Annotated in this window: 22 protein-coding genes and 2 tRNA genes; 10 read left to right on the top strand and 14 right to left on the bottom strand. The window is 62.2% G+C overall.

Annotated elements, in window-relative coordinates:
* The first annotated feature begins 42 nt into the window (after positions 1–42).
* Together AAGS40_RS23535 and dhaK are read left to right on the top strand one after the other, a co-directional pair.
* Positions 43–119 (top strand) — tRNA-Val (locus AAGS40_RS23535).
* 377 nt (positions 120–496) lie between these two features.
* The gene (gene dhaK, locus AAGS40_RS23530) at positions 497–2236 is read left to right on the top strand and encodes a dihydroxyacetone kinase subunit DhaK (RefSeq protein ID WP_345815353.1); all 1740 of its coding nucleotides are present in this window, start codon (positions 497–499) and stop codon (positions 2234–2236) included.
* Between the two features lie 74 nt (positions 2237–2310).
* Here dhaK and AAGS40_RS23525 read toward each other — a convergent pair whose 3' ends face one another.
* From AAGS40_RS23525 to AAGS40_RS23505, 5 genes are all read right to left on the bottom strand, one after another.
* Positions 2311–2445 (bottom strand): hypothetical protein, encoded by a 135-nt coding sequence (locus AAGS40_RS23525; protein ID WP_345815351.1) that lies wholly within the window; start codon positions 2443–2445, stop codon positions 2311–2313.
* 64 nt (positions 2446–2509) lie between these two features.
* Positions 2510–3565 carry a permease gene (locus AAGS40_RS23520; protein ID WP_345815350.1) on the bottom strand — a complete coding sequence of 352 codons (1056 nt, stop codon included), beginning with the start codon at positions 3563–3565 and terminating at the stop codon, positions 2510–2512.
* 24 nt (positions 3566–3589) lie between these two features.
* Positions 3590–4657 carry a tRNA 2-selenouridine(34) synthase MnmH gene (gene mnmH, locus AAGS40_RS23515; protein ID WP_345815349.1) on the bottom strand — a complete coding sequence of 356 codons (1068 nt, stop codon included), beginning with the start codon at positions 4655–4657 and terminating at the stop codon, positions 3590–3592.
* Positions 4658–4780: 123 nt separating this feature from the next.
* A complete protein-coding gene (gene selD / locus AAGS40_RS23510; RefSeq protein ID WP_345815348.1) occupies positions 4781–5845 on the bottom strand; it encodes a selenide, water dikinase SelD in 1065 nt (354 codons plus the stop codon).
* Positions 5846–6025: 180 nt separating this feature from the next.
* Positions 6026–6385, bottom strand: coding sequence for a beta-xylosidase (locus AAGS40_RS23505; protein WP_345815347.1), 360 nt, complete (start codon positions 6383–6385; stop codon positions 6026–6028).
* 193 nt (positions 6386–6578) lie between these two features.
* Between AAGS40_RS23505 and fdnG the strand changes: the two genes are divergently transcribed.
* From fdnG to AAGS40_RS23470, 7 genes are all read left to right on the top strand, one after another.
* Positions 6579–9647 (top strand): formate dehydrogenase-N subunit alpha, encoded by a 3069-nt coding sequence (gene fdnG / locus AAGS40_RS23500; protein WP_345815346.1) that lies wholly within the window; start codon positions 6579–6581, stop codon positions 9645–9647.
* Positions 9648–9657: 10 nt separating this feature from the next.
* Positions 9658–10590 (top strand): formate dehydrogenase subunit beta, encoded by a 933-nt coding sequence (gene fdxH / locus AAGS40_RS23495; RefSeq protein ID WP_345815345.1) that lies wholly within the window; start codon positions 9658–9660, stop codon positions 10588–10590.
* Positions 10587–11252 carry a formate dehydrogenase subunit gamma gene (locus tag AAGS40_RS23490; RefSeq protein ID WP_345815344.1) on the top strand — a complete coding sequence of 222 codons (666 nt, stop codon included), beginning with the start codon at positions 10587–10589 and terminating at the stop codon, positions 11250–11252. Before fdxH ends, AAGS40_RS23490 begins: the two co-directional genes overlap by 4 nt.
* Before the next feature lie 99 nt (positions 11253–11351).
* Complete coding sequence (gene fdhE, locus AAGS40_RS23485; protein WP_345815343.1) at positions 11352–12371, top strand: formate dehydrogenase accessory protein FdhE; 1020 nt, start codon at positions 11352–11354, stop codon at positions 12369–12371.
* A 15-nt stretch (positions 12372–12386) separates the two neighbouring features.
* Positions 12387–13814 carry an L-seryl-tRNA(Sec) selenium transferase gene (gene selA, locus AAGS40_RS23480; RefSeq protein WP_345815342.1) on the top strand — a complete coding sequence of 476 codons (1428 nt, stop codon included), beginning with the start codon at positions 12387–12389 and terminating at the stop codon, positions 13812–13814.
* A gap of 20 nt (positions 13815–13834) precedes the next feature.
* Positions 13835–15748 (top strand): selenocysteine-specific translation elongation factor, encoded by a 1914-nt coding sequence (gene selB / locus AAGS40_RS23475; protein WP_345815340.1) that lies wholly within the window; start codon positions 13835–13837, stop codon positions 15746–15748.
* 42 nt (positions 15749–15790) lie between these two features.
* A tRNA-Sec gene (locus tag AAGS40_RS23470) sits at positions 15791–15886 on the top strand.
* Positions 15887–15975: 89 nt separating this feature from the next.
* Here the strand turns inward: AAGS40_RS23470 and AAGS40_RS23465 are convergent.
* Complete coding sequence (locus tag AAGS40_RS23465) at positions 15976–16968, bottom strand: site-specific integrase (RefSeq protein WP_345815339.1); 993 nt, start codon at positions 16966–16968, stop codon at positions 15976–15978.
* A 308-nt stretch (positions 16969–17276) separates the two neighbouring features.
* Between AAGS40_RS23465 and AAGS40_RS23460 the strand changes: the two genes are divergently transcribed.
* Positions 17277–17456, top strand: coding sequence for a hypothetical protein (locus AAGS40_RS23460; protein WP_345815337.1), 180 nt, complete (start codon positions 17277–17279; stop codon positions 17454–17456).
* 2 nt (positions 17457–17458) lie between these two features.
* Here the strand turns inward: AAGS40_RS23460 and AAGS40_RS23455 are convergent, their stop codons facing one another.
* The 8 genes from AAGS40_RS23455 to AAGS40_RS23420 are packed head-to-tail and all read right to left on the bottom strand — an operon-like array spanning position 17459 to position 22957.
* Positions 17459–18493, bottom strand: coding sequence for a DUF551 domain-containing protein (locus AAGS40_RS23455; protein ID WP_345815336.1), 1035 nt, complete (start codon positions 18491–18493; stop codon positions 17459–17461).
* Positions 18494–18496: 3 nt separating this feature from the next.
* On the bottom strand, positions 18497–18748 hold the full coding sequence (locus AAGS40_RS23450) for a hypothetical protein (protein ID WP_345815335.1): 252 nt from the start codon (positions 18746–18748) through the stop codon (positions 18497–18499).
* Positions 18745–19695 carry a Lar family restriction alleviation protein gene (locus AAGS40_RS23445; RefSeq protein WP_345815333.1) on the bottom strand — a complete coding sequence of 317 codons (951 nt, stop codon included), beginning with the start codon at positions 19693–19695 and terminating at the stop codon, positions 18745–18747. The genes AAGS40_RS23450 and AAGS40_RS23445 overlap by 4 nt, the downstream gene beginning before the upstream one ends.
* A 26-nt stretch (positions 19696–19721) precedes the next feature.
* Positions 19722–20720, bottom strand: coding sequence for a phosphoadenosine phosphosulfate reductase family protein (locus tag AAGS40_RS23440; protein WP_345816557.1), 999 nt, complete (start codon positions 20718–20720; stop codon positions 19722–19724).
* Positions 20717–21043 carry a hypothetical protein gene (locus tag AAGS40_RS23435; protein ID WP_345815332.1) on the bottom strand — a complete coding sequence of 109 codons (327 nt, stop codon included), beginning with the start codon at positions 21041–21043 and terminating at the stop codon, positions 20717–20719. Before AAGS40_RS23435 ends, AAGS40_RS23440 begins: the two co-directional genes overlap by 4 nt.
* 56 nt (positions 21044–21099) lie before the next feature.
* The gene (locus AAGS40_RS23430; RefSeq protein WP_345815331.1) at positions 21100–22017 is read right to left on the bottom strand and encodes a hypothetical protein; all 918 of its coding nucleotides are present in this window, start codon (positions 22015–22017) and stop codon (positions 21100–21102) included.
* An 8-nt stretch (positions 22018–22025) separates the two neighbouring features.
* A complete protein-coding gene (locus AAGS40_RS23425) occupies positions 22026–22703 on the bottom strand; it encodes a hypothetical protein (RefSeq protein WP_345815330.1) in 678 nt (225 codons plus the stop codon).
* On the bottom strand, positions 22700–22957 hold the full coding sequence (locus tag AAGS40_RS23420; RefSeq protein WP_345815329.1) for a hypothetical protein: 258 nt from the start codon (positions 22955–22957) through the stop codon (positions 22700–22702). Before AAGS40_RS23420 ends, AAGS40_RS23425 begins: the two co-directional genes overlap by 4 nt.
* Position 22958 lies beyond the last annotated feature (1 nt).

Below are 22958 nucleotides of genomic sequence, written 5' to 3'. Positions count from 1 at the left end.
CTTGTGCTCTGCACACAGACTCTCTATAATTCGCGCCTCTAAAGGCTCGTAGCTCAGTTGGTTAGAGCACCACCTTGACATGGTGGGGGTCGTTGGTTCGAATCCAATCGAGCCTACCAACGCATCCGTGGCGTAGAAGAAAGCGGTTCCGCTTTCTTCTACTGTCAGGTCCTCGCATCACACACATCACACCCACCTCAGTAACACATCACTCGGCACAACGAGACCAACACGTCGCAAACTCCACAAAACTGCGGCAAAAACTGAAACGCAGCGAAAACAGCGCATCCATGCAACGCGCCTGAGCCTGCGGCACTCTCCGGTCTCTTTCCACACCCAGATCAGCATTCGCCTGCCGTGCGGGCCACTTCTCGCATCCGCAGGCACCGCTTCGCGTCGCCGTCTGACAATGCGCGGTAAGCTTGTCATTGCGCCACTGCACAACCTGCCGCTTACCTGCGATGCAGTGCCCGCCGCCTGAAAGGAAGCCGACGCAATGAAAAAGCTCATTAACGACGTTTCCGCCGTCGTCCCCGACATGCTCGACGGACTCGCGGCGCTCAATCCCAATCTCTCGCTACTGCAAAACAGCAGGGTCGTCGTGCGCGCGGATGCCCAGGCCGCCGCGGCGCGCGGCGAGGTCGTGCTAATCTCGGGCGGGGGTTCGGGCCACGAGCCCGCGCACGGCGGCTATGTCGGCCCCGGCATGCTGAGCGCGGCGGTCGCCGGCGAAGTGTTCACGTCTCCTTCAACCGATGCCGTGCTCGACGCCATCCGCGCAGTCGCCGGCCCGGCGGGCGCATTGCTGATCGTAAAGAACTACACGGGCGACCGCCTCAACTTCGGTCTCGCGGCCGAGATCGCGCGTGCTGAGGGTATTCCGGTCGACATGGTCGTCGTCGCCGACGACGTTGCGCTCGCGGCCAGCGGCGATCACGCCGGGCGTCGTGGGCTCGCAGGCACAGTGTTGGTTCATAAGATCGCGGGCGCGGCCGCTGCGGCTGGCCGACCGTTGGCCGAGGTGGCCCAGATAGCGCGCGACGCAATCGATTCCCTCGCCACCATGGGCGTCGCGCTGACACCGTGCACCGTGCCCGCGGCGGGCAAGCCAGGCTTTGAGCTGGCTGACGACGAAATCGAATGGGGACTCGGCATCCACGGCGAGCCTGGCGTAGAAAAAGGCCCGCTGCAGCCGGCCCGGGAGATTGTCGAGCGGCTGTTGGGCAAGATCATCGATGATCTGTCGTTGCAGGCGGGCGAGCGTGTCGCGTTGCTCGTGAATAATCTTGGCGGAACGCCGTCGAGCGAATTGAACATCGTGGCGAGCGCCAGTTTGCGCTGCCTGGCCGAGCGCCGCATCACGGTGGAACGTGCGTGGGCCGGCACCTTTCTGAGCGCGCTGGAGATGGCAGGTGTTTCGCTGTCGCTGCTGCGCGTGGACGACGTCCGGCTCGGCTGGCTCGACGCCGCCGCGCACACCAGCGCCTGGCCCGCGCTGAGTGGGCGAGTTGCGCAGGCGTCCGTGCGGCCCGCGCCGACGGAGCCGTTGACCTTTGACGGAGAGAAGCTGGCGCGCGATGCCGCACTGCGCCGGGTAATCAGCGCCGTGTGCGACTGTCTGATAAAGGCTGAGCCGACGCTGACCGATATGGACCTGCGCGTCGGCGACGGCGACCTGGGCATCAGCCTGTCGCGTGGCGCACGCGCGATTCTTCACGAACTCGACTCGTACGCGGCCGAGACGAAGCCCGGCAACGTGTTGCGCGGCATCTCGGCAACGGTGCGGCGAGTGGTCGGCGGTACGTCGGGCCCGCTTTATTCGGTGATGCTGTTACGCGCCGCCGTCGCACTGGAGCAACCGCGCGAAGCGCCGACGAATGCTGCCGGCACTTCGGCCACGTCGGCCACGGCGCGGCATTGGGCGGCTGCTTTCACAGCAGGCGTCGCCGGCTTGATGGAATTAGGCGGTGCGCACCCAGGCGACCGCACAATGGTCGATGCGCTCAAACCCGCCGCGGACGCGCTGCAGTCCGCGCTGGCCAGTTCGCCGGACATTGACGCCGCATTGAACGCCGCAGTCGATGCCGCCGCAGAAGGCGCCGCACGGACAGCGCAGATGCAGCCGCGGCGTGGACGTTCGAGTTACGTCGGCGACCGCGCGCTCGGGCACGTGGACCCCGGCGCGCATGCGGTCGCGCTATGGCTCGCCTCAATTCGCGACGCCTTGAAAACGTAAGCGGGCCAGCGGACTTCACACGACATTGCGCCGTGCATCCGCCGCCGCCCGTTCACGACCGCTGCTGCCGCCGCTCAAGGCCGCAGCAAATCAAACCCAGCCAGCGCGACGACGCCGCTCATCACGATCAACGCCACCGAATGTTGACCGAAGTAGAGCAACGCAGCCGCCGACCAGGTCGTTGCCGAAAACGCCGCAATACGTTTCATCACCGGAACCTCGCAACCGGAAACCCGGACCCGCCGACACGGAAACCCCGCACAGCCGGCACCCTCAAAAGCCCAGACCCGCCGCAAGCAACCCGCTGACGACGCCACACAGCACGACCGCCAGCGTCACCACTGTCAGCACACGCCGCGGAAAGGAGCGGCCGAGCATCGCGATCGACGGCACGCTGATCAGCGGCAACGTCATCAGCAGCGCGCCGGCGGGGCCGGCTGCCATGCCGAACGCGAGCATGGCCTGGATGATCGGCACTTCGCCCGCAGTGGGAATCACGAACAGCGTCCCCGCCACCGATAGCCCGACGATCCACAGCAGGCTGTTGTCAATATTCGGGCCGATGTGCGGAAAGAGCCACGCGCGCGCCGCGCCGAGGATCAGCACCAGCACGATGTACTCGGGCACGAGCCGCAGCGTCATTGCGGCGAGAATTTTTAGCCAGCGCGTAAAGGCGGTGCCGGGTTCGTCGGTGGCGACGAGGTGCGACAGGGAGGCTTGAGCGGCTTGCGCCTCTTTCGGCGTGACCATGCGATTCACCAGATAGCCAAGCCCGAACACCATCACGATGCCAAGGACGAGGCGCAGGCCCATCCACTGCCAGCCGAGGACGAAGCCCATAAAAATCAGCGTGGCCGGATTCAGAGCGGTGTTGCCGAGCCAGAAGGCGATCGCCGCGCCGGGCGCCGCCTGGCGCGCGCGCAAACCGGCGACGACCGGCGCGGCGCAGCACGTACACATCATTCCTGGCAGCGACATCAGGCCGCCCTTTACCACGCTGCCGAAATCGGCGCGGCCGAGCGCACGCGCGACCCATTGCGGCGGGATCAACGCCTGTACCGCGGAGCCAAGCAACAGGCCGAGAACCATCGCCTGCCAGATCGCCTTGCCGTACGCCATCGCGTAATCGACCGCCGAGTGCCACGACGCCGCCGGCGCGCTCGCCGACGTGCCCATCAGAATGGATTTGCCGATCGAGTGCTGGCTCGCAGCGACGAACGCGCGGTTGTAATACGGAAACCACTTCACATAGAAGAGTCCGACGACGGCGATGAGCAGAAAAACGATTCCGCCAATGGCGGCACGCGGCTGCCGAAGAGTTGATTGCATGGTGGTCTGAACGGCTGTTTTTAGTCAGGTGACAACGAGTGAATGTTTTTCGATCTGCGCGAGAAGCGCCTTTGCCTGATCGACGACATCGGCGTCGATTGGGCGGAAAGAAAACTTCAGTGCGTGCTGCAGATGGACGAAATGCTGATGGCTGCTGCGCGCGTACGCCGGATCGTAATGCCGCTCGATCAATTCGTGCGCAAGCTCGGCGCGCCTGTTCTCATCGACGGATTGCTGCCAGCCTGCCACGCGCTCCCGGCTGTGCAGGCCGATCAGCCGTTGCAGCTGTGCTTTGAGCGCGGCTGGATCGTCGAACAGATGTGCATAGTCGTGTAAAAGAAACGCCGCACGGTCGGCCCGGCTGGAGACGACCTCGACGCACGCGCCGCGGTGAAACGTTTCGAGCAGCGCGAGCGGCAACGCCACCGAGCCGATACGCCGGCTTTCCGCTTCGACGAACACCGGCCGTGACGCGTCGAAGCCGCGTAACGTGCTCACGAGCAGTGTGTCGAAATGCTTCTGCGACGGTTGTTGCACGCCCGCCCATGCACCGAGCAGCGAGCCGCGATGCGACGCAAGCGCCTCGAGATCCAGCGTTTGCGCGCCTGCATCCCGCAGTGCCGCGAGCAGCCGTGTTTTGCCGCTGCCCGTGGGCCCGACCAGCGCAATATAACTGAACAATTTTGGCAACGAATCGAGCGTGGCGAGCGTGGCGCGCCGATAGCTTTTATAGCCGCCCTCCAGTTGACGCGCCGGCCAGCCGATCATGTTGAAGAGCGTGGTGACCGAGCCGGAGCGCTTGCCGCCGCGCCAGCAATAAATCAGCGGACGCCAGTTGCGCGGCCGGTCGGCAAACGTCGTTTCCAGGTGATGCGCGATAGTGCGTGCGACGAGCGCCGCGCCCATCCGTGTCGCCTCGAACGGCGACACCTGCTTGTAGGTGGTGCCAACCAGCACGCGCTCTTCGTTGCTGAGCACCGGCGCGTTGATCGCACCCGGAATGTGGTCGTCGGCGAACTCGAGCGGCGTACGCACGTCGATGATTTCATCGAAATCACCGGCTTGGTCAAGGTTGACAAGGAGGTTTTTCAAGGGCGAAGGGCCAGTTGCGACGGCTGCAAAGGCCGATTATCTCACGCGCCGCCGGTCACGGCCGGCTCGGCAATCGCCGCTACTGCAAGGACCACAGCGCATTCGCCAGCTGTAGCGTGTCGGTCAGACCACTTCGACGCGCCGTTCTCCCTCCACCATCTCGCCGATCACCCGCGCGTCGTTGAAGCCGTCGGCGCGGAAGAGGGCAAGCACCTCGTCGGCCGCTTCGGGCGCGCACGACACCAGCAGGCCGCCCGACGTCTGCGGGTCCGTGAGCAGCGTGCGGGCGATCGACGGCAACGACGCGGGCATCACGATATCCCTGCCGTACGCGTCCCAGTTACGTCCCGACGCGCCGGTAAAAATGCCGGCCTCCGCGAAGCCGACCACGTCCGGCAGCCACGGCAGATCGGCATAACGCACACGAGCGCTCAGGTTCGAGCCGCGCGCCAGCTCCAGTGTGTGGCCCAGCAGCCCAAAGCCGGTGATGTCGGTCAGCGCGTGCACGCCTTCCAGATTCGCCAGTTCCGCGCCCGGGCGGTTGAGTTTCGTCGTCGTGGCGATCATGGCGGCGTAGCCGTTTGCGTCCAGCCTGTCATTCTTCAGCGCGGCGGACAGCACGCCCACGCCGAGCGGCTTCCCGAGGATCAGCACGTCGCCCGCGCGCGCACCGGCGTTGCGTTTGACACGCTTAGGGTCAACTACGCCGATCGCGACGAGCCCGTAGATGGGCTCGACCGAATCGATCGAGTGGCCGCCCGCGAGCGGGATGCCCGCGTCCGCGCAGACGGATTCGCCGCCTTTCAGCACGGCCGCGATCACGTCGTGCGGAAGAACATTGATCGGCATGCCGACGATCGCGAGCGCCATGACCGGCTTGCCGCCCATTGCATAGACGTCGGACAGCGCGTTCGTCGCGGCAATGCGCCCAAAGTCGAACGGGTCGTCGACGATCGGCATGAAGAAATCCGTGGTCGCAACGATTGCCTGTTCGTCATTGAGCCGATAGACGGCGGCGTCGTCAGCCGTGTCGTTGCCGACCAGCAGATCCGGGAAAAAAGGCAGCGGCGCGCTGCGCTTGAGCAGGTCGGCGAGCAGCCCCGGCGCGATCTTGCAGCCGCAGCCGCCGCCGTGCGACAGGCTGGTCAGACGAGGGGACGAGGGGGCTTGGACGAGGTTTTCGGTCATGGCGGCGCATAAGCTGGCTTGGAATGACCGCATTATGCGGGTTGTTCTCGCGCAGCGCAGCCTGCCCGGCACAGCGTCCATTACCGGGCATGCCGCTCGTCGTTGCGCCACGCGTCTATTGAAAGCGGCCCGCGCTTTGGCGAATGAGACTGACGGCCGCGAACGGATTGGCGCGACGCACTATTTGTTGCTACCCGCGCCCGTTCCGTAAAGGCCATTGTTGAATCCGCCTGCGCCTTGCGTGTCGTGACCCTTGCTTGCGGTCTTGCCGCGTGTACCGCCGCTGGCGCCGTCTTTGGTCTGCGGCGTGTTTGATTCATGCACGAACGAGGCAGATGGGTCTGGCTTCGAGCCCATCGCAGATGTTCGATTCTCCTGCTGACTCGATCCGCTGCCTTGGGTGATCTGCGCAAGACAGACATTGCTCGAAGCAAAAAAGGCAACGCCGGCCAGAGCTACGGCGATGCGTGCGGTCGCGCGCGATACCGCAACTTCATGAAGCGGGCGTGCGCGAGACTGAATGAGAAGTGGAGAATTCATGGCAGCGTAAAAGATCCGGTTGTAACGCGGTGGCATCATAAGTCGTTTCAGCATGAACGGTGCCCGCCTTTTTAATGAACCGGCTATCGCAGTTCATATTTCTTCTGACGCCGGGCGGGTAACTTCGCACTGCATGACTTCATGCGGGCCTCTATAATCCCGATCAGTATCCCAATATAGCCGAGGCCAATACATGCCCCACATGTCCCGGCGACAATTCCTGAAGGTTTCCGCCACCACGCTAGCCGGATCGAGTCTTGCCCTGATGGGCTTTTCTCCGGCACCCGCGCTGGCAGAAGTCCGTCAGTACAAGTTGTCGCGCACTACTGAAACCCGCAATACCTGTCCGTACTGTTCGGTTGGCTGCGGCATCCTGATGTACGGTCTTGGCGACAACGCCAAGAATGCAAAGTCCAGCATCATCCATATCGAAGGCGATCCCGACCATCCGGTCAATCGCGGCACGCTGTGCCCGAAGGGTGCAAGCCTGATCGACTTCATTCATAGTCCGAGCCGTCTGCTTTATCCCGAGCGTCGCGCGCCGGGTTCGAGTGAATGGACACGGATTTCGTGGGACGAGGCGCTCGATCGGATTGCAAAGCTGATGAAGGAAGACCGGGACGCCAACTTCGTCGAAAAGACAGAAGACGGCAAGACGGTCAACCGCTGGCTGACCACCGGCATGCTTGCTGCATCGGCCGGTAGTAACGAAGTGGGTTATCTCACGCACAAGACTGCGCGCAGTCTTGGCATGCTCGCATTCGACAATCAGGCGCGTGTCTGACATGGCCCGACGGTGGCAGGTCTTGCCCCGACGTTTGGCCGTGGAGCGATGACGAACCATTGGGTCGACATCAAGAACGCGGACGTGATTCTGGTAATGGGCGGCAATGCGGCCGAGGCGCACCCGTGCGGTTTCAAATGGGTGACCGAAGCCAAAGCGCATCGCAAGGCGAAGCTGATCGTGGTCGATCCGCGCTTTACGCGCACGGCCTCGGTGGCGGACTATTACGCGCAGATTCGCACCGGCTCGGACATCGTGTTCCTGGGCGGGGTGATCAACTATCTGCTCACGAACGACAAGATCCAGCACGAGTACGTGAAAAATTACACGGACATGTCGTTCATCGTCCGTGAGGATTTTTCGTTTACCGACGGTTTGTACTCGGGTTACAACGCCGACAAGCACAGCTACGACAAGACCACGTGGGATTACGAACGCGGTGACGACGGCTACGCGAAGGTCGATCCGACGTTACAGCATCCGCGCTGCGTCTATCAACTGATGAAGCAGCACTACTCGCGCTATACGCCCGAGCAGGTCGAGAAAAGTTGCGGCACGCCGAAAGAGAAATTCCTCAAGGTGTGCGAGATGCTGGCGTCCACGGCCGTACCGGGCCGCGCCGGCACGGTCCTGTATGCGCTCGGCTGGACGCATCACTCGGTCGGCGCGCAGATCATCCGCACCGGCGCGATGGTGCAGTTGCTGCTGGGGAACATCGGCATCGCGGGCGGCGGCATGAACGCGCTGCGTGGTCACTCGAACATTCAGGGTTTGACCGACCTCGGCTTGATGTCGAATCTGCTGCCAGGCTACATGACGCTGCCTATGGAAGCCGAGCAGGACTTCGACGCGTTCATCACGAAGCGCGCAACCCAGCCGCTGCGGCCAAACCAGCTGAGTTACTGGCGCAACTACCGCGCGTTCCACGTGAGCTTCATGAAGTCGTGGTGGGGCGAGAACGCCACTGCCGCGAACAACTTCGGTTACGACTTTCTGCCCAAGCTCGACAAGTCCTACGACATGCTGCAGGTCTTCGAGCTGATGCATCAGGGCAAGATGAACGGCTATATCGCGCAGGGTTTCAATCCGCTCGCCGCGGCGCCTAACAAGGCGAAGATCGGCGCGGGTCTGGCCAAGTTGAAATGGCTCGTCGTCATGGACCCGCTCGCTACCGAGACATCGGAGTTCTGGAAGAATTTCGGCGAGTACAACGACGTCGATTCGTCGACGATTCAGACGGAAGTGTTCCGTCTGCCCACTACGTGCTTCGCGGAAGAGCGCGGGTCGCTCGTCAGTTCGAGCCGCGTGCTGCAATGGCATTGGCAGGGCGCGGACGGCCCGGGCGAATCGCGCAGCGACCTCGAAATCATGTCGGGTCTCTGGCTGCGTATGCGCAAGGCGTATCAGGAGCAGGGCGGCAAGTATCCTGATCCGATCGTCAAGATGAGCTGGCCGTATGCCAACCCGGAGAGCCCCACGCCGGAAGAGATCGCGATGGAGTTCAACGGCAAGGCGCTCGCCGACGTCACCGATCCGACGGACAAGACCAAGGTGCTTGCCAAGCGTGGCGAACAGCTGCCGAGCTTCGCGCTGCTGCGCGACGACGGCAGCACGGCGAGCGGTTGCTGGATTTTCTGCGGCTCGTGGACGCAGGCCGGCAACCAGATGGGCCGGCGCGACAACTCCGATCCAACCGGCATCGGCAACACGCTCGGCTGGGCGTGGGCGTGGCCGGCAAACCGGCGCATTCTGTACAACCGCGCGTCGTGCGATGTTTCCGGCAAGCCGTTCGACCCCACGCGCAAGCTGATCGCGTGGAACGGCAAGACGTGGAGCGGCGCGGACGTCGCGGACTTCAAGGCGGACGAGCCGCCCGAAAACGGCATGAACCCGTTCATCATGAATGCCGAGGGCGTGGCGCGCTTCTTCTCGCGCGATGGTCTCGTGGAAGGTCCGTTCCCCGAGCACTACGAGCCGTTCGAAACGCCGCTCGGCTACAACCCGCTGCATCCGGATAACAAGGCGGTCGTCAGCAATCCGGCGGCACGTGTGTTCCCGGACGACAGAGCCGCGTTCGGCACGCACGAGAACTTCCCGCATACGGCCACCACGTATCGTCTGACCGAGCATTTCCACTACTGGACCAAGCACGCGCGCCTGAACTCGATCGTGCAGCCGCAGCAGTTCGTGGAGATCGGCGAGGATCTGGCGAAGGAAGTCGGCGTGGTGGCGGGCGATCGCGTCAAGGTGTCGTCCAATCGCGGGCACATCATCGCCGTTGCGCTCGTCACCAAGCGGATCAAACCATTGATGGTCGAAGGGAAAAAGGTGCAGACAGTCGGATTGCCATTGCACTGGGGCTTCAAGGGTCTTGCGAAGCCTGGCTATCTCGTCAATACGCTGACGCCTTCCGTGGGCGACGGGAATTCGCAGACGCCGGAATTCAAGTCGTTCCTCGTCAAGGTCGAAAAGGCATAAGGAATTAGAGATGGCACTGCAATCACTTGATATCAAACGCCTCTCGGCCACGACCGTCCCGCAAACGCAGGTGCGCGAGCCGATCACGGGCACGGTCGCCAAGCTCATCGATGTGTCGAAATGCATCGGCTGCAAGGCGTGTCAGACCGCGTGCATGGAGTGGAACGACCTGCGCGACGACATCGGCGTCACCACGGGCGTGTACGACAACCCGCGTGATCTGTCCGAGCATTCATGGACAGTCATGCGTTTCTCGGAATACGAGAATCCCGAGGGCGATCTGGAGTGGCTGATCCGCAAGGACGGCTGCATGCATTGCGAGGATCCGGGCTGTCTGAAGGCGTGTCCGTCGCCAGGCGCGATCGTCCAGTACACGAACGGTATCGTGGATTTTCACGAGGAAAACTGCATCGGCTGCGGCTACTGCGTGACAGGCTGTCCGTTCAACGTCCCGCGTATTTCGAAGCAGGACAACCGTGCGTACAAATGCACGCTGTGTTCCGACCGCGTGGCGGTGGGTCAGGAACCGGCTTGCGTGAAGACCTGTCCGACGGGCGCCATCATGTTCGGCACCAAGGAAGACATGAAGCAGCAGGCGTCCGACCGGATCGAAGATCTGAAAGAGCGCGGTTTCCAGAATGCCGGTTTGTACGATCCCGCCGGCGTGGGCGGCACGCATGTCATGTACGTGCTGCATCACGCCGACAAGCCCACGCTGTATCACGGCTTGCCGCAGAATCCGAAGATCAGCGCAATGGTCGCCATCTGGAAAGGTCTCGCGAAACCGTTGGCGCTCGCGGGCATTGCGTTCGCGGCGGTGGCCGGTTTCTTCCACTACACGCGCGTCGGTCCGAACGAGGTGAGTGAAGCGGACGAAGCCGAAGCGCAGCATGAAGCCGACGAAGCCAACGAGGCACGCCGTTCGCGGGAGGTATCGCAATGAAACACGCTGAGCACGATCGTCACGGTGAACTCAAGGATGTGAAAGGCCACAGCCTGATTCTGCGCTACACGCCGAATGAGCGGACCAATCACTGGATCACGGCGATCACGTTCGTGTTGCTGGCGCTGTCGGGCCTCGCCATGTTTCATCCGGCCATGTCGTGGCTGTATGCGATCTTCGGCGGCGGGCAGTGGACGCGCATTCTGCATCCGTTCGTCGGCTGCGTAATGTTCGTTTCGTTCATGATTCTCGCGTTGCGGTTCTGGCATCACAACTATCTGGACCGTGCCGACATTCAGTGGATGAAGCAGATCGGCGACGTGCTGAACAATCGCGAAGATAAGTTACCGGCGATCGGGAAATACAATGCCGGCCAGAAGCTGCTATTTTTCACGATGGTGATCTGCCTGCTCGCGCTGATGGCCAGTGGTGTCGTGATCTGGCGGCGGTACTTCTCGTTCTACTTTCCGATCGAGATCATCCGGCTGGCCGCGCTCGTTCATGCGGCAGCGGCGTTCGTGCTGATCGTCGGCATCGTCGTGCATATCTATGCCGGGCTGTGGATCAAAGGCTCGATCGGTGCAATGACGCGCGGCACCGTGACTTATGGCTGGGCCAGAAAGCATCACCCGAACTGGTTCAAGGAAATCATCGACAAATAGTCGGTAGATAGCCGGTAGCAACCGGCCGTTACCGCACTCCGAGCCGCCGCCCTTGTTCGACGAACAGCGGCGGCCTTTCAGTTTTCAGAGGTCGAAATCGTGGTTCAACGCATTCTCGAAGCCGGCGATATCGAATCGCTCGATCACACGGCGATTCCCCGCATCCGCACGCCGGAACGGCTCGGTGTTTTCGCGCCGCGCGCGGCGCGCTTGCGCCAGCTGGCGGCGCTCAACAATCCGATCGGCGGCTATTTGCGCCTGATGGCCGTGCTGGCCGACGCGCAACAGGCGGTGATAACCGGTTTCAAGGCGCAGGCGCCGAGCGCCGAACTGATCGCGAGCGCGCAGGAGCATTCCATGCCGCTGGTCCCGGCGCTTTCCGGTGTGCGCGACCCGGCATGGCGCGACGTACTGCTCCAGTTGCTCGACAAGGTGGAAGCCGCGGGCCCGCTCACGCCGCCGCTCGAAGCGTTACTGGGCAAATTGCGCGCGCTGGATCACGCCGCGCTGGAAGCCCAGGCCGACGCGATCTTCGCGCAGCGCTTCGACGAGGTCGATCCGGCGAGCGCGCCGTTCCTGATGGCCGCGCTGCAGGTGGTGTGGACCGATCTCGCTGCCGACATCGACAAGCGCGCGGTGCCGTACCTCGAAACGCTCGGGCTGTGTCCGGTTTGCGGCTCGCATCCGGTGGCGAGCATCGTGCGGGTGGGCGGCGCTTACGACAATTATCGCTATCTGCAATGCGGTCTGTGTTCGACCGAATGGCACATGGTCCGCTCGAAATGCTCGAACTGCGATTCGACGAAGGGGATCGCCTATCATGCAGTCGGCTCGTCCGATGCCGACACGGCCACCCGTGAGACTGAGTCGAAAAACGCAGCCTTGAAGGCGGAATCGTGCGACGAGTGCCATACTTACCGCAAAATCGGCATTCAGTCGAAAGACTACGATTTCGAACCGTTCGCGGACGACCTCGCCAGTCTCACACTGGATCTGCTGATGGGAGCCGAGGGTTATCAGCGAGCGTCGCTGCATCCGTGGCTATGGCCGGAGCAGGCCGAGGACGCGGCTGAACCGCCCGGCGGGTCAGATGGCTCCGGCGGCTCCGGGTCCCATTAAACAAAGGATAGCCTCGTGAGCGATGTAAGCGGCGCTGAGTTGCGGGCGCTAATGGCGCGCGTGCCGTCAGTGGAGAAGATCATGGCGTCGGCGGAATTTGCCGCGCTGCTCGGCGAATACGGGCGCACGCAGGTGCTGGGCGCGGTGCGTCGGGCGCTGGACAACTGGCGTATCAGCGCGCAGTCGGGCGAGGCATCCGTGAGCGCGCTCGACACCACCCCGCTGCGCGCAACGGTCGAGGCTGCGCTGCGCCGTCGCAACGAGTCCCGCTTGCGCAGTGTATTCAATCTGACCGGCACCGTGCTGCATACCAATCTGGGTCGCGCGCTGTTGCCAGACGAGGCCGTGCACGCCGTCGTCAAGGCGCTCACTCAGCCCGTCAATCTGGAGTTCGATCTCGGCACCGGCAAACGCGGCGATCGCGACGATCTGATCGACGAACTGATTTGCGAGCTGACCGGCGCGGAAGCGGCCACCGTGGTCAACAACAATGCGGCTGCCGTGCTGCTCACGCTGTCTGCGTTGGCGTCGAGAAAAGAAGTGATCGTGTCGCGGGGCGAGCTGGTTGAAATCGGCGGAGCGTTCCGTATTCCCGACATCATGAGCCGTGCCGGGGCGAAGTTGCGAGAGGTCGGCACGACCAATCGCACGCATCTGAAAGACTATGCGGAAGCGATCGGTCCCAATACGGCGTTGTTGATGAAGGTCCACGCGAGTAACTACGCGATCAACGGATTCACGAAAGAAGTCGGGCTGGACGAACTCGCGCCGCTCGGCCGCGCGCGGGGCGTGGCGGTCGCGGTCGATCTCGGCAGCGGCACGCTCGTCGATCTGAGCCAATGGGGCTTGCCGCGCGAGCCGACCGTGCGCGAAACCATCGAGGCGGGCGCCGATCTCGTCACGTTCAGCGGCGATAAATTGCTCGGCGGTCCGCAAGCCGGCCTGATCGTCGGAAGGCGTGATCTGGTCGCGAAGATCAAGAAGCATCCGCTCAAGCGCGCGCTGCGCGTCGGCAAACTGACGCTCGCTGCGCTCGAGCCGGTGTTGCAACTGTATCGTGCGCCTGAAAAGCTCACTGAGCGCCTCACCACGCTGCGCCTGCTGACGCGTCCCGCCGACGACATCCGCGTTGTCGCGGAGCGCGTGCTGCCCGCATTGCAGCGTGCGGTCGGCGAACGCTACACAGTGGTGGCAGAGCCGATGTTCAGCCAGATTGGCAGCGGCGCGTTGCCCGTCGACGTGCTGCCGAGCCACGGCCTCGTCATCCGGACCGCTGACGGCAAACGCGGCGGCCGCCATCTGCTCGCGCTGGAAAAACTGCTGCGCGAAATGCCGAGGCCCGTGATTGGCCGCATTGCAGACGACGCGTTGCGCCTCGATCTGCGCTGTCTCGAAGCGGCGGACGAAGCGCAGCTGATTGCGCAATTGCAGGGTAACCCGTAGCACAGGAAGGGCAGGTACGCATGATCGTTGGAACAGCCGGGCATATCGACCACGGCAAAACGAGCTTGGTGAAGGCGCTATCCGGCGTCGACACCGATCGGCTGAAGGAAGAAAAAGCGCGCGGTATCTCGATCGAATTGGGGTACGCGTATGTGCCGCTGGATAACGGTGACGTGCTTGGCCTGATCGATGTGCCGGGCCACGAGAAGCTCGTTCACACCATGACAGCGGGCGCGAGCGGCATCGACTTCGCGCTGCTCGTGATCGCCGCGGACGACGGCGTGATGCCGCAAACGCGCGAGCATCTGGCGATCGTCGAACTGCTCGGCATCGGGCGCGGCGCCATTGCGTTGACCAAAATCGATCGTGTGGATGCAGCGCGCCTGCGGGACGTGCATGAGGAAATTGCGGCGTTTGTAGCCGGCAGCGTGTTACAGCACGCACCCGTGTTCGAGACGTGCGCCACCCGTGCCGACGATCCCGGCGTTGCCGCATTGAAAGCGCATTTGCACGATGCCGCCGAAGCATGGCGAATGAAGCATGACGACGGCCTGTTCCGTCTCGCGATCGACCGCGTGTTCACGCTGTCTGGACAAGGCACGATCGTGACGGGCACGGTGGTGTCGGGGCGTGTGAAGAGCGGCGACACCATGCTGCTCGCGCCGAAAAACGAGCTCGTGCGCCTACGCAGCATCCACGCGCAGAACCGGCCGGCGGACGCGGGACGAGCGGGCGAGCGCTGCGCGCTGAATCTCGCCGGCATCGACAAGAGCGCAATTGACCGGGGCGACTGGATTGTCGATCCGCGCCTGTCACAGACATCGGAACGTATCGACGTAACGCTTTCGCTTCTCGCCGACGCGCCGCTCGCGCTCGAACATTGGACACCGTTGCATGTACATCTCGGCACCCAACATCAGGTTGCCCACGTCGCATTGCTCGATCACGACCGACTCGAAGCGGGGCAGCGCGGCCGTGTGCAACTCGTGTTCGAGCGGCCGGTGTGCGCAGTGCCGGGGGATCGCTTCGTCGTGCGCAATGCACAGGCGAGCCGGACCGTTGGCGGTGGCCATGTGCTCGATCCATTTGCGCCGTCGCGCAAACGTCGCTCGGCTGAGCGCCTTGCGTGGCTCGACGCGCTCCAGATCATGCTCGACACAGGTAAGCTCGATGCACTGTTCGCGCGCGCGCCGCACGGATTGCGCCGGGCGCTGCTGGAACGCTTGACAGGGATGGCCGCCGACGCGCTCGCGTTGCCGTCCGCCACGCGAACCGTTGAGTTGGCCGGAGGCGATGCGCTGCTGATTGCGGACGACGCCTGGCAGGCGCTCGGAGGGCGACTCACGGCCGCGCTCGTCCATTTTCACGAGCGCTCGCCGGACGAACTCGGGCCGGACCTGTCGCGCTTGCGGCGCATCGCCGCGCCGTTGCTCGACGAAGCGCTATGGCGTGCGCTCGTCGACGATGCGGCGGCACGCGGCGACATCGTCAGGAATGGGCCGTGGCTGCACATGCCGGGCCACGCGGTCACGCTCGATGAAGCGGATCGCACCCTTGCCGCCGCGCTCTTGCCGCTGGTCAAGGCGGGGCGTTTCGATCCCCCCTGGGTGCGCGACCTCGCGAGCGCGCAAGGTGTCGCCGAGGAGCGCGTGCGGCAGTTGATGCGAAAGCTCGCCCGGCAAGGCGAGCTGTTCCAGGTAGTACGCGATCTTTTCTACCATGCCGACGTGATCCGCGAACTGGCGGCGCTCGCCGGGAACGAGGCCCGCAAGAACGCGGGCACCGTGGCGGCCGCGCCATTTCGCGACGCTACAGGCCTTGGGCGCAAACGTGCGATCCAGCTCTTAGAGTTTTTCGACCGCGTTGGGTATACTCGCTTTCACCGTGGCCTTCACCTGATGCGCGCGGAGACTCGCTGGCACGATCTGCTTTGACGCGCGGCACGCGATTCAATACCGAGTTTTTTCAATCACTGTGGAAGGCATTCGCATCCGGTGGTGCGGCTGGGCTTCAAACCCAGTTGAGGACGTCAGACGTTCTCAGGTCGGTTCGACTCCGGCTGTCTTCCGCCACAAGGCTTCCATCGATTCTCGTCATTCTAGAAAATCATCCAATTCGCGCTCGGGGTGTGGGTTTTTCTGCCCGAGCCAGAATTCGCGTCCTACTTACGGGTGCCGATAGTTGCGACTGCTCCGGCCAGTCTCTCGGTTACCAGGTGCGCATAACGCTTCGTCGATGCAGGCGTCTTATGCCCGAGCACACCGCCGACGGTGTACAGGTCAATACCCGCATTAATCATCTCTGATGCGGCGCTATGTCGTAGATCGTGAAACCGGACGTCAGGATAGCCGGCGGTCTTGCGGGCTTTGTTCCACTCGACTTTCAGCTTGTGAGGCTGGATCGTAAATTTCACGCGGCGCGCGATCACCGCAATTTTTGGATGAATCGGAACGATGCGCGGTCGACCATTTTTTGTCGTCGACAAAGAGAACCCGTCGCGCGTTACTCTCGCTCTCAGGATTTCGCTTAGGCGCATGCCTGAATAAAACGCGACCCGGATGGCGGCACGCGTCTGGCGGTGCTTACATGCCTTGGCAATGGCGAGCATTTCGCGCCGTACCTTGTAGACGTGGCGCTCGTTCTCGACCCTTGGGATCGCCATCTTTCCCGTTTCGTCATGCTCGACCTTGCCTTTGTTGTAGGCGTACTTGATCGCTGCCCTGATATAGCCGAGCGTGTTGCTGATGGTCTTGTCGCTCATCGGTTTCTTTGGCCGCCCGTCTCGATCGACGCTGGCGCGCATATACCCCGCGAAGGTGATCGACCACTCATAGAGATGCAGGGCGTCTTGGTTCTCGTATTCGGGCGCGTACTTGTTCATGACCCGGCAGCGGGTCTCGAAATCCTTCCAAGTTGGGCCTTCATCTTCGATGTGGAGCCGAACACATTCGCCGATCGTGACTACCTGTTTTCTGGCGCCCGTTTCTACCGCGTAGACCTCAGCGTCCCATTGCCGCCCGAGCTTGTCAGCTTCTGCCGCAGAAATTCCCGCAGGGAGGAGCTTGGTTTTGCGGACACGCTTGCTCTCGATGACTCGTTCGAACGTCCAGCGGTAGCGCCGACGACCGGCTTTTGTAATGGTTTCGATTGGCATGATGCGAGAAATTTGTAGAGCGATTCGAGGTCGTAGACGTGTGTTTTGTGGCCGAGCTTGTAACGCTGAATGATCTCGCCTGCCCGGTCGATCCGGCTGATCGCATAACGCGGCACGCCGAGGACCTGCGCTGCCTCGGTGGCGCTGACTCTTTTTCCCTTCGCTAAGTCCATTTCACACCCCACTGTTTTCGCATTACTTCTAGGATTTGCTTTGCTGCTTCGGCAATGCAATTAAAGATTTCGTGAGTAAAGCCGTTAAATACACGGATGAAAAAGCCCATATCCAAAACTCAAGCGCAAGCGATCATGGACGCCGCCAACGTCCTGTTTGAGCTGATTCTCGACGCCAATGAAGTCCGTGTGCTTTCGCCTGAATGGGGAAGGCTTTATGACAAGATCGTTGAAGGTGCGATCGTCGAAGTGATGCCCGACGCGACGATCGAATCCCTCGACGTTCTGCTGAACAAGCCCGACACGTCTCACTGACATCACGCCTTCCCCTGGCCGTCGTGCGGCGTCGCCGTGGATTGCGGGGATGCGGGCAGGGGCATCCAGTGCGATGCGTGCAGTCCCAGCCCCGGAACGCTGAACGTCGGATGTTTGGCGACATGGCCGAAATATCCGCCGAGCACCCTGCCGTTCAGATAAGCGAAAGTTGGGCTCGCGCTGCTGACTACGAAGGCGACGTTTTGACCTTCATCTGGCAACCGCTCATCGACGCTGATCCACGCATCCCGGCCGCCTCCGTTATCAGTAGCGGCGGCATGACGGTAGAGTGCGGTATCGCCGGGAGCAGCGTGGTCCTTTGACCATACGGATACATCGGAGGCAGATGCTGTGTGCTTCTCAAGAATCGCGAGTCCCGCATCGCAGATGTACGCCACCGGCTCGCCCTTTGCAGCGGCTTCGAGGGCGGCAATCCGTGCGGCTTGCTGCTCGATCAGGTCGTCGGCCCGTTCATCGTCCAGCACCACGGCGGATTCCTCGGGCTTTCCGATGAACGAGAGAAGGTGCTCGGCGCAATCGCGCACGACCTGCGCAAAATCTTCGATATTGTCGATGCCGCTTAGGCTGTTGTGGCCGATCATCAGAATGTCTTGGGCATTCACGTTGACGGTCACGGACCAGCCGTGAATATCTTTCGGGTCGGGACGCTCCCCCGATTGCGCTGGCGCTGCAGGTTTGCTTGCAGATAGCAGGGCAGCTTCGGCACGTTCCAGCCGCTCGATCAGGGCCAAGACGTTTGCGGGCATCGCGGCGCGCAGATACGCTTCAGCCGCGCCATGCGCATTGCCAACGCCATAGAACTGCACGCCGATCGCTGTGCCGTCGTAGTTGCAGAAATCAGCTTCAAGCTCGACGTTACCTTCGCCGCCGCATGCCGGGCATTCGATGTGGCTGCCGTCGTCGTAGTGCTCGATGCGTTGTGCGGTATCAATGCTCTGCGGCGTCGCGGCCAGCGCGGCACGCTTCATCTCGGCGATCATTTCCGCTTCAGCTTGCTTGGTTGTGTTGGTGGTCATGGTTCAGCCTGCCGGGTAGATCCACTTCGGATCGGTCGCAAATAGACGGTTCTGGATCTGCGCGTCGCCGCGGTCGATCTTCGCCTTGAGTTGTTGGGCTGCGTCGCAGAGTCGGTTGTATGCCTCGACCGTGCCAACCTGTGTTTCCATATCGCGAATGGCGACGATCAATCCCCAATCACAGGGGCGCATGATTTTCTTGGGCGCGGGGCGGTCGCTGGCGCCCTTAACGGGCAATTGTTCGACGTTGCTCACGATTCCCCCTCCGATTGAGCGGTTGCGGCGAGAGCGTCTAGCCCGCGCTCTTCACGCCACGCGACTACCGATCCGTCACCGTCGAGAACCACGCGAGCGCACATGACTGCGGTTTGAATCGCTTCTTTCCGAACGTTCGCTGCGCTCTCGTCGAGCACTGCTTTGCACAGTTCGCCGAATTCTTCGGCAAGTGCAATGGTCATGATCCGGTCACCGGGGAACTTCGAGCGCGCGCGGATCAATTCGGTGCGAACCTCTGACAGAAACTGCTCGACTTCCGCATCCCGCTTATCCTGCTCTGCAGTGGGAGCGCCGGGCGCGGCATATATCGCAACGTCGTAGCCGTCGCACGGCGACCCCCATACGGCATAACCTCCGAACGGGTTCGCTTTTAGGCGCTCAAGTGTTCTGGCGTCGGGGTATGCAACCGGAGCTTGTTCTAAATTGGAGGCTTTATCTGCGGGAAGAATGGCCCTAGCCATTGGATACGCAGCTTGATCGGGCAGTTTCATTCCAGTGGCGCGTTTGTGCATAGTTTGCAGTTTCACCACCAAATTAATAAGGTCGGACTGCTCCGGATGATGCTTCACCTCGTAAGCCTTCTCAGGCGCATCCAGCAATTCACGGATGACCTTTACCGCTTCGTCACGAGCCTGTGTGAAGTTTTTGTCTTGAAGAAACGACAACGCCAGCGAGATAGCCTGTTTTTGCTGCCAGGTAAGGAAGGGATGGGGCGCTTGCTCTACCTCGGAAGCCTGAGTTGCGCGGGTGTTCCATGCTGCGATGGCATCGCTATCGCTGTCCCTCGCAGGGCCTTCAGTAAGACAGTCAGGGCAGTAGGCAAACTTCCATGCGCCAGCCCTAAGCGACAGACTGCAATTCCAGTATCCGCAGAACGGACATGGCAAAAGCGCCTCGCGCTCGTCTTTCAAATTTGATGTTTTCATGGGTGTAGGTAGGGTGGGTTAGGCGGTTATTCGCAAAGTCCGTAGGCCGAAGAGCAGGCCTTCGCGTCATAGGTCGGTTCGAGTAGGTCGTACTGGCGGCCGCCGCGAGTTGTCTTCGACCACTCGACGACAGCCCAGATAGTCGATGCTTGTCCAGAATGACCTTGCGTTCCCATGTGAAAGAAGGAAACCGGCGATCGTGGGCGCGTCACGCTCGATACCAGCCGCTCCCATTCAGCCACGCGCTCGACTTCTTCAGGGAAGCGTCGCGCGATTTCAGCGAGTTCCGCCTTCGCCGCGTTGATACAGGGCATGCAGCCCACGCGATTCATGCCTTGGCGATACAGAGGGTTCGGCTGGATACCAGCGATCGCGTGTGCCTCGAACACGTCTTCCACGTGCCAGCGCAGGATTGGCCGATAGTTGAACAGGCCACCGCCGACGACGTCGAACGCTTTCACGCAGGCACCGGTCCCTTGCAGTCGTGTGCGCCGCGAATCACTTTCATCGATGCGAACGCCTTGCCATGACCAGACGGCATATCCGGAATCGATCAGATCAAGTGCGTACTCGGTCAGCGGTTCCGTCTTCAGGTACTGGGTGCAAAACTGCCGCTTGCGCGACGGGAATCCGCCCTTGAGCATGCACATGTCGAGATACGGATTGCCTGTCGGATGCAACAACTCCAATGCTTTCGCGGCTGCCTCAGCGGTCCACGGGTATTGAAACTTGCGCTTCCCGTAGACGGCGCTTTCCGGTTCGCCAGCGGCCAGTCGCGCAAGGTTGGCGCGCTTTGTCGCGAACTCGTCGGAAAAATCTGCTTTCACCACGTCGACTTTTATGCCAAGCATCGAAGGCAGATAATCAAGCGCATATTCATATGTCTGCGCGTGCTCATTGCCCGTGTCAGCGAAAACGAACCGGCAGTTCTCGTGGCCGTGCATTTCCAATGCCATCAGAGCAGTTGCGGTGCTATCTTTCCCGCCCGACATCGACACGACGTGCATGATTGGACGATCGCTCATTCGTAGCCTCGGTTGTTGTACCAACGAGTGAAGGCCGGAGTCATGATCGAGAACGACTGCTGCTCGCACGCATCCATCAGACGCATCGCCAACTTCTCGGCGCGCTCGAAAATTTCTTCTGACGTCGACGGGAAGCGCGGATAGTTGATCAGCCCAATCACGGCGCCGAGCTCCTTGCCGGCCGTGTAGATGTAATGAGAGCGCTCAACCGTCACGCACAGCCCGATCTCATCGCAATATTTCTGGCAAGTCGCCTTGATGGTTGCCAGATCCCCGGCTATGAAAATTCGAGCCCAGAATGTCGGCACGTCGTGCGTCTTCATGCTCATCTCTCATCTGTGTGGCGCATACACGCCGGTTATTCGTGGGGCAGATACCGTTACGCCGTTACTTCGACGACCTTCTTTCGTATTGCCATCGCAGTCGCCTGAGAGCAGCTAAGGAACTTGCGAATCTCGTTCACCGTTGGCCGCAGTGACCCGGCAGCTACTGCCGTGGTGACGCGGGTAACTTCGTCGTGCTGCTCCGCAACTGGCGACTCCAGCACCGCGACGGCGTTACGCGATTCCGTTACTTCCGCTACTGGCGCGGCATTACTGCCTTGTGTGACGGGCGTTACAGCGATTCCGGCAGGTTGGAGCGCGAGCAGCCAGGCGAAGCAGGCGACGCCTTCGAGCACGGCGGCGAACGCAAGGCCCGCGGCCAAGTCGGCATGCGCTACCGTCACGCCGAACGCTGTCAGTGCTCCGGTTACTGGATCAGCCATCGCCGCGTCACGTGCGGCTGCTGCCCGGTCCTGCGCTTCCTCGGCTCGCTTCGCTTCGACTGTTTCCACCGTCAACGCGTCGAGTCGCGCAGTCAGGGCGGTGCGCTCGGCGGTCCGGGTCAAACACGGTTCGACGCAGCGGCGCGTACTGGTGCGGGCCAGTCGCGCTACTGCGTCTGCACGGTCACGTGCGATCTCGGCCAAGCCGCGTCCCTTTGCCGTTACTACCGGCTCCGCGGCGGCCCGCAGATCACCCGCATGCTTCTGGGCCATAAGAAAGAAGACGGCATGGCCGTAGCAGGTAGCCGCCATACAGGCGAGCCAGAGCACGGCGCCGATGATCCGGATACGCCAGCCATACGACCGGCAGAGGGCAGGGAGCAGGTGAGCGGCGATCACCAGTACGACGCCGACGGCGATCCACAGAACGCGCTCAGCAGCCCAGCCACCACGCTGCCAGCCCGCAACTACGGACAGACACACGGCAGTAGCGGTCGCTGTGACGGCGAGTAATGCAGAATGAGTTCGCATCGGCATGGTCATGCCTCGCGCGTGACGCGCTTGAACTGGACGACCCACACCCACGGGTTTGCGGTCCACGCTCCCGCGCCGTTGATCGACTCCCACAATTCGCGGAAAGCGCGAATGCTTGGCGGCCGCGTTTCGCCGGCGCAATAGCCATTCATGTGCCGTTCTTCGATGGTCACACCCTCAGCCCGCGCATCGGCCTCGCTGATGTCCTCAAGGCTCTCGACGCGCACGCCCGTGACTTCGAGCGTGATGCGCGACGCCCAGCGCGGCATGTGGATATTCGGCCGCCACGGTTCGTCGTCTCGCCCGTGCGTCGCAAGATATTCGACGCGCCGGCAATACTGCTGGTCCGGTACGTATCGAGCCACGCCCAATTCAGTCATCTTGCCGGGCGGATTGATCTCGACGACGCCGCGCCACGTCTCACGCACCCACAGACGATCACCGGGCTGGCCGTGAGGGCACATGAGGCTGTCACCGGTCCGCGTGTGCCAGATGCCGCCTTGGAGCGGGATCGTTTCGCCGGCGGCCGTGCGTCCACCGTTCTCGCCGCCGATGGGAATCGGCTCCCACTGCCCGAGCGGATTATTGTGCGGCAGCTTGACGATGCGCCGCGTCTGCGTCTTGCGGCCATCGAGCAGCGCGCGCACCATCGGGCCGCTGAAGAGGATCGGACGTTCTTTCACGATGCCTGCTCCGAGAACATGTCGATGGTCTTCGTGTCGCGATCAGGCAGTGCAGCGATTGCTGCGATGATTTCGCGCAATCGAGTATGGCCATCACCGCCATAGGGCAGGCACATACCGTCCCAGTCGTGTGCGATGAGTTCGTCTTCGCTGGCAATAAAAGCGCCGATCGAAAACTTGAGCGGTGTGTCAGCGCAAATATCGGCTTTGTGATCCGCCGCGACGCGGCGCGCGTGGTCGCCGTTCTCGGCCATA

The sequence above is a fragment of the Paraburkholderia sp. PREW-6R genome, assembly GCF_039621805.1.
Taxonomy (GTDB): Bacteria; Pseudomonadota; Gammaproteobacteria; order Burkholderiales; family Burkholderiaceae; genus Paraburkholderia.
This window is presented reverse-complemented; position numbering and strand designations above follow the sequence as displayed.

Coding starts and splice junctions, on each gene's coding strand:
- selD (WP_345815348.1), bottom strand. CDS start 5,845: ATGACCGAAAACCTCGTCCAAGCCCCCTCGTCCCCTCGTCTGACCAGC.
- dhaK (WP_345815353.1), top strand. CDS start 497: ATGAAAAAGCTCATTAACGACGTTTCCGCCGTCGTCCCCGACATGCTC.
- AAGS40_RS23460 (WP_345815337.1), top strand. CDS start 17,277: ATGGACGCCGCCAACGTCCTGTTTGAGCTGATTCTCGACGCCAATGAA.
- AAGS40_RS23505 (WP_345815347.1), bottom strand. CDS start 6,385: ATGAATTCTCCACTTCTCATTCAGTCTCGCGCACGCCCGCTTCATGAA.
- selB (WP_345815340.1), top strand. CDS start 13,835: ATGATCGTTGGAACAGCCGGGCATATCGACCACGGCAAAACGAGCTTG.
- AAGS40_RS23525 (WP_345815351.1), bottom strand. CDS start 2,445: ATGAAACGTATTGCGGCGTTTTCGGCAACGACCTGGTCGGCGGCTGCG.
- AAGS40_RS23435 (WP_345815332.1), bottom strand. CDS start 21,043: ATGAAGACGCACGACGTGCCGACATTCTGGGCTCGAATTTTCATAGCC.
- AAGS40_RS23520 (WP_345815350.1), bottom strand. CDS start 3,565: ATGCAATCAACTCTTCGGCAGCCGCGTGCCGCCATTGGCGGAATCGTT.
- AAGS40_RS23445 (WP_345815333.1), bottom strand. CDS start 19,695: ATGAAAACATCAAATTTGAAAGACGAGCGCGAGGCGCTTTTGCCATGT.
- AAGS40_RS23455 (WP_345815336.1), bottom strand. CDS start 18,493: ATGACCACCAACACAACCAAGCAAGCTGAAGCGGAAATGATCGCCGAG.
- fdxH (WP_345815345.1), top strand. CDS start 9,658: ATGGCACTGCAATCACTTGATATCAAACGCCTCTCGGCCACGACCGTC.
- AAGS40_RS23490 (WP_345815344.1), top strand. CDS start 10,587: ATGAAACACGCTGAGCACGATCGTCACGGTGAACTCAAGGATGTGAAA.
- AAGS40_RS23440 (WP_345816557.1), bottom strand. CDS start 20,720: ATGAGCGATCGTCCAATCATGCACGTCGTGTCGATGTCGGGCGGGAAA.
- AAGS40_RS23465 (WP_345815339.1), bottom strand. CDS start 16,968: ATGCCAATCGAAACCATTACAAAAGCCGGTCGTCGGCGCTACCGCTGG.
- AAGS40_RS23420 (WP_345815329.1), bottom strand. CDS start 22,957: ATGGCCGAGAACGGCGACCACGCGCGCCGCGTCGCGGCGGATCACAAA.
- AAGS40_RS23430 (WP_345815331.1), bottom strand. CDS start 22,017: ATGCGAACTCATTCTGCATTACTCGCCGTCACAGCGACCGCTACTGCC.